Raw genomic sequence first — 4,035 nt, forward strand, 5'->3', positions numbered from 1 at the left:
CCATCTTCACCTGTTACCTGTAAAGGCAACACCTTACCAAGCAACGCTAAATAAGCAGCGGGGCATTCCATAGCCTGTTTTTCCAAATAAGAAATCAAACCATCCTTGCCAATTTTATTCCCAGCATTCTCAGCAGCCTTAACCACTGCTTCTTTTAAAATGCGCGTCATCTTATTCGGAACGCCTTTGACACGCCCTTGACCTGCCTTTGGGGGTATACGCTTTTTAATGGGTTGTGGAGCCTGCTGTGTATTTTCTGATGTCATAAAATACGCCCTCCAGATAATAAAAAACCCCGCATTTGCGGGGATTCCAAACTGCACTGCCTCTCGTCTAGACACAATACGACAAGTGCCGTATTTGTCATTAAATACGATTTGCTACACTTTGTCAACACTAAAATAACACATATTGATAATTTCAAAGTGAATCAGTTAAACAGATAAAGTGCACATTAAGGTAGACATATAAGGTAGAAATGATGTTTATAAAAAAATCTTTATTTAGAAGCGTATTAATTATCGCACTTTTTACAACGTGTTTTATATCCACTTCAAATGGATATGCTAATTCTGAAGAATCTTCTTCATTTTTTAATAAGTTATTCTGTTCAAAAGTAACCACAGAATTAAAAACCGAACTTCATAATCACCTAATTCATGGAAACGAATGGTGGGAAAAAAGATTCAAAGAAATTAGAATGATAGAAGAAGTATATTTCTTGCATAACATGTCGACTTTATCAAAAGAACGTTTTGAACAACATGTAAATATGATAAGAGAATGGCATGATATACTGTGGGAAAGAAACAATAGTTTTAGCGATTTAACCGGCAGTATGCTACAAAAAATAAGTGCAATAGAGGATCTAAATAAAGCAAAACAATCTAAGAACCATATGGAGGAATCAGAAATTCTGAAAGCCCTTCCTATAATTGAAAAGCGGATAATTGAAAATAAAAGAAAACTTCATAAACTAGATTATGAAAGTGAAGCGTTATATAAGTTTATCATTCACTTTTATTGATAGTTACATAATTTTGCGAAAAATACTTTTGAAGCGCATTAAGAGCAACCTTTAGCGAACTCACAAGATGTAGTAATTCTTGATCTTCACTAACAAGGTACTGTAGCGCTGCATAAAGATTGTACTGTCTATAGAGATGTTGCGCCTCTTTTATTGCCTCGTGAACAGATTGATAATGACGCGTTGCTTTTTCAACCCATTGCTCAAAGCTATTAGGGTCTGAGTTTGTAGAAACATCATCATAAATAGCATTAGGCAAGCCCTTTGCACAAAGGTAATTATTCCTTATCTGTAGATATTGTTGCGCGGCATCATATTGCTCTTGAGTAATCACGCCTTGCAAGTAAAGCCGCCCGATATAGGTACCAGAAAGTGGATTTTTTGCCTCCTGTAGCGTTAAACCGAAGCGCTTTGCACGCATTTCTATTGCCAATTTATCAACGGCTTCACGCGGTGTTTTTGCACGTGATATACGTCCGTTTGGTTCTCTTACCTGCCCTGCTATTTTAGGGCGTCCCCTCTTTTTATTTTTTTTCACTTATGTCCTCAGATGTCTGTTTAATATCTTGCCAAATTCTCTCTGATCTTGACCATGAAATTCGATTTAAAAAGAACAATAAAACCACTAAAATGCATATTACAGCAGCAACACCTAACTTAAGTTTTAAGTGACTTTGATCCCAAGAAAGTTTTAAGAGCAGAATGAAAAGTGTACTCAATAAAGCACCCATCACTATACTGTAATAACTCATTGATGTAGATGACATACAATCTCTTAACAGCTCTATATCATTCTCTGTAAGCATATAAACGGGTTCAGATTCTTCTGTACTAACCCTAGGCTTCTTTTTACTATCCATTAAAGCACCTTCTGTTTAAAAAGGAACACTGTCATTCATAACGGTATGGGGTGTATCAAGAGGTCTGTAAATGCTTCTGTCATAAGCAGATGACTGATCTTGATTATCATCATTTTTGCCATCTAAAAGCTTTAACTCGCCTTTGTACTGAGGCAATATGACTTCTGTTACATAGCGATCAACACCGTTTTTATCTTGCCATTTACGAGTTTGTAGTCGCCCCTCGATATAAACTTTGCTGCCCTTATTGAGATACTGAAGCGCTATTTTTGCAAGATGTGGATTAAACACCACAATGGAATGCCATTCGGTTTTGTCTATTCTCTTATTGGTTGCCTTGTCTGTATAGCTCTCAGACGTTGCCATTCGAAAATTGACCACCTCGATGCCAGATGACATTGTTTTGCTTTCTGGATTGGCACCTAAATGACCAATTAAAATCACTTTATTAAGCATGTTTGTAAGTCCCATTAAATGATGTAAAGATCATAACATGTTTTATGTGTTTTTACAATGTTTTCAGTTAGCTAATAACAATTATTTAATGTTTTACATTATGTTCTAAATCACTAAAGCGTGTAAAATCGGATTGAAATGCAAGGGGAACGATTCCTGTCGGACCATGGCGTTGTTTTGCTATAATAACCTCGGCTTTACCCTTGGCTTGCTCCATTGCATCTTGCCATTTGCTATACTCAGCAGTGCCTTCTTTTGGTTCTTCATTTTTGAGATAATATTCTTCACGATAAACGAACAGAACAATGTCGGCATCTTGCTCTATTGAACCAGATTCACGTAAATCAGAGAGTTGCGGACGTTTATCGGTTCGGTTTTCAACTTGGCGTGAAAGTTGTGACAGAGCAATGATGGGAATATTGAGTTCTTTTGCAAGTGCTTTTAATCCGGTGGTAATGGCTGTAATTTCTTGAACGCGGTTTTCTAATGAACGCTTTGAACCGCTTGTCATGAGTTGGATATAATCGATAATCAAGACATCTAGACCATGTTGTCGTTTAAGACGCCTTGCACGGGCGGACAATTGTGCTAGGGATACACCCCCCGTTTGATCAATATAAAGAGGGATTGTTTGTAAGGAACGCATTGCGTGAATAATTTTTGCAAATTGCTCTTCTGAGATATTACCACGGCGCATATCAGAAGAAGAAACCTTTATTTGCTCTGAGATAATACGAGTTGCAAGCTGTTCAGATGACATTTCAAGTGAGAAGAAACCTACAATACCCCCTTCATTGGCTTGGCTGTTATCATGACGCTTGCAAGCATTGGCAATATTAAAAGCAATATTGGTAGCCAGAGAGGTCTTCCCCATAGCAGGGCGCCCCGCAAGGATAATCAAATCAGATGCTTGTAACCCTCCCATTTTCTCATCAAGTGTTTTGATATGGGTAGCTATCCCTGAGAGCCTTGAGGAACGCTTTTTCGCTGCACTTGCCATGTTAAGTGCTTTTGCAATGGCTGTATTAAAGTTTTCAAACCCACCCCCATATTTTCCCTTTTCTGCCAATTCAAACAACTGATTTTCAACAGTTTCAATTTGTTGTGATGTTGTAAGGTCTACAGAAACATCATAAGCTCTATTCACAACTTGAGTGCCAAGGTTAATTAAAGAGCGTCGGATAAACAGATCATAAATGACGCTTCCATAATCTTTAGTATTAATGATTGTGACTGCCTCGGTAGCTAAACGCACCACGTAATTATATACAGTGATGTCACCAATTTTCTCATCATTTTCAACAAAGGGCTTAATAGTAATGGGATCTGCAACTTTTCCACTTTGAATAATTTGTGAAATGATCTCAAAGATCTTTTGATGTAGCCTTTCAAAAAAGTGCTCTGCTTTTAAAAAATCAGAAACGCTATCAAGAGCATTATTATTGATAATGATAGCACCCAGCAAAGCTTTCTCTGCTTCAATATTATGGGGAAATTGACGAAAAGAAGATTGTTCTTCTGTTTGAAAAGAAGGTAATTTAACAGCGCTCATTTTATTCATTATGATTTAAATTGATTTGATAAATGATAATTATAAATCACTGAATCTACAGTGTGAATCCCATTTTTATTTTACTTAACAGCTTGCTTTTTGATACGTTTTGTGCAATAAAGAGATGTTCTTTTATATTT

6 protein-coding genes are annotated in these 4,035 nt (G+C 36.8%); 1 reads left to right on the forward strand and 5 read right to left on the reverse strand.

What is annotated here, in order from left to right; translation table 11 throughout:
- Nucleotides 1-266, reverse strand: a 266-nt coding sequence (locus ACFILA_RS09145; protein WP_375661078.1) for a hypothetical protein, incomplete at its 3' end; no start/stop codon positions are given.
- Between the two features lie 215 nt (nucleotides 267-481).
- Between ACFILA_RS09145 and ACFILA_RS09150 the strand changes: the two genes are divergently transcribed.
- Nucleotides 482-1,027, forward strand: coding sequence for a hypothetical protein (locus ACFILA_RS09150; protein ID WP_375627969.1), 546 nt, complete (start codon nucleotides 482-484; stop codon nucleotides 1,025-1,027).
- On the opposite strand, the gene ACFILA_RS09155 is transcribed toward ACFILA_RS09150, so the two are convergent.
- From ACFILA_RS09155 to ACFILA_RS09170, 4 genes are all read right to left on the reverse strand, one after another.
- On the reverse strand, nucleotides 1,011-1,565 hold the full coding sequence (locus ACFILA_RS09155; RefSeq protein ID WP_375661079.1) for a hypothetical protein: 555 nt from the start codon (nucleotides 1,563-1,565) through the stop codon (nucleotides 1,011-1,013). The genes ACFILA_RS09150 and ACFILA_RS09155 overlap by 17 nt on opposite strands.
- Nucleotides 1,552-1,887, reverse strand: a complete 336-nt coding sequence (locus ACFILA_RS09160; protein WP_375624384.1) for a hypothetical protein — start codon at nucleotides 1,885-1,887, stop codon at nucleotides 1,552-1,554. Before ACFILA_RS09160 ends, ACFILA_RS09155 begins: the two co-directional genes overlap by 14 nt.
- Nucleotides 1,888-1,902: 15 nt before the next feature.
- Nucleotides 1,903-2,343 (reverse strand): single-stranded DNA-binding protein, encoded by a 441-nt coding sequence (ssb, locus tag ACFILA_RS09165; RefSeq protein WP_375631940.1) that lies wholly within the window; start codon nucleotides 2,341-2,343, stop codon nucleotides 1,903-1,905.
- Between the two features lie 85 nt (nucleotides 2,344-2,428).
- Nucleotides 2,429-3,904 (reverse strand): replicative DNA helicase, encoded by a 1,476-nt coding sequence (locus tag ACFILA_RS09170; protein ID WP_375661080.1) that lies wholly within the window; start codon nucleotides 3,902-3,904, stop codon nucleotides 2,429-2,431.
- Nucleotides 3,905-4,035: the final 131 nt, after the last annotated feature.

This window comes from Bartonella sp. CL71SXKL (assembly GCF_042194935.1).
Taxonomy (GTDB): domain Bacteria; phylum Pseudomonadota; class Alphaproteobacteria; order Rhizobiales; family Rhizobiaceae; genus Bartonella.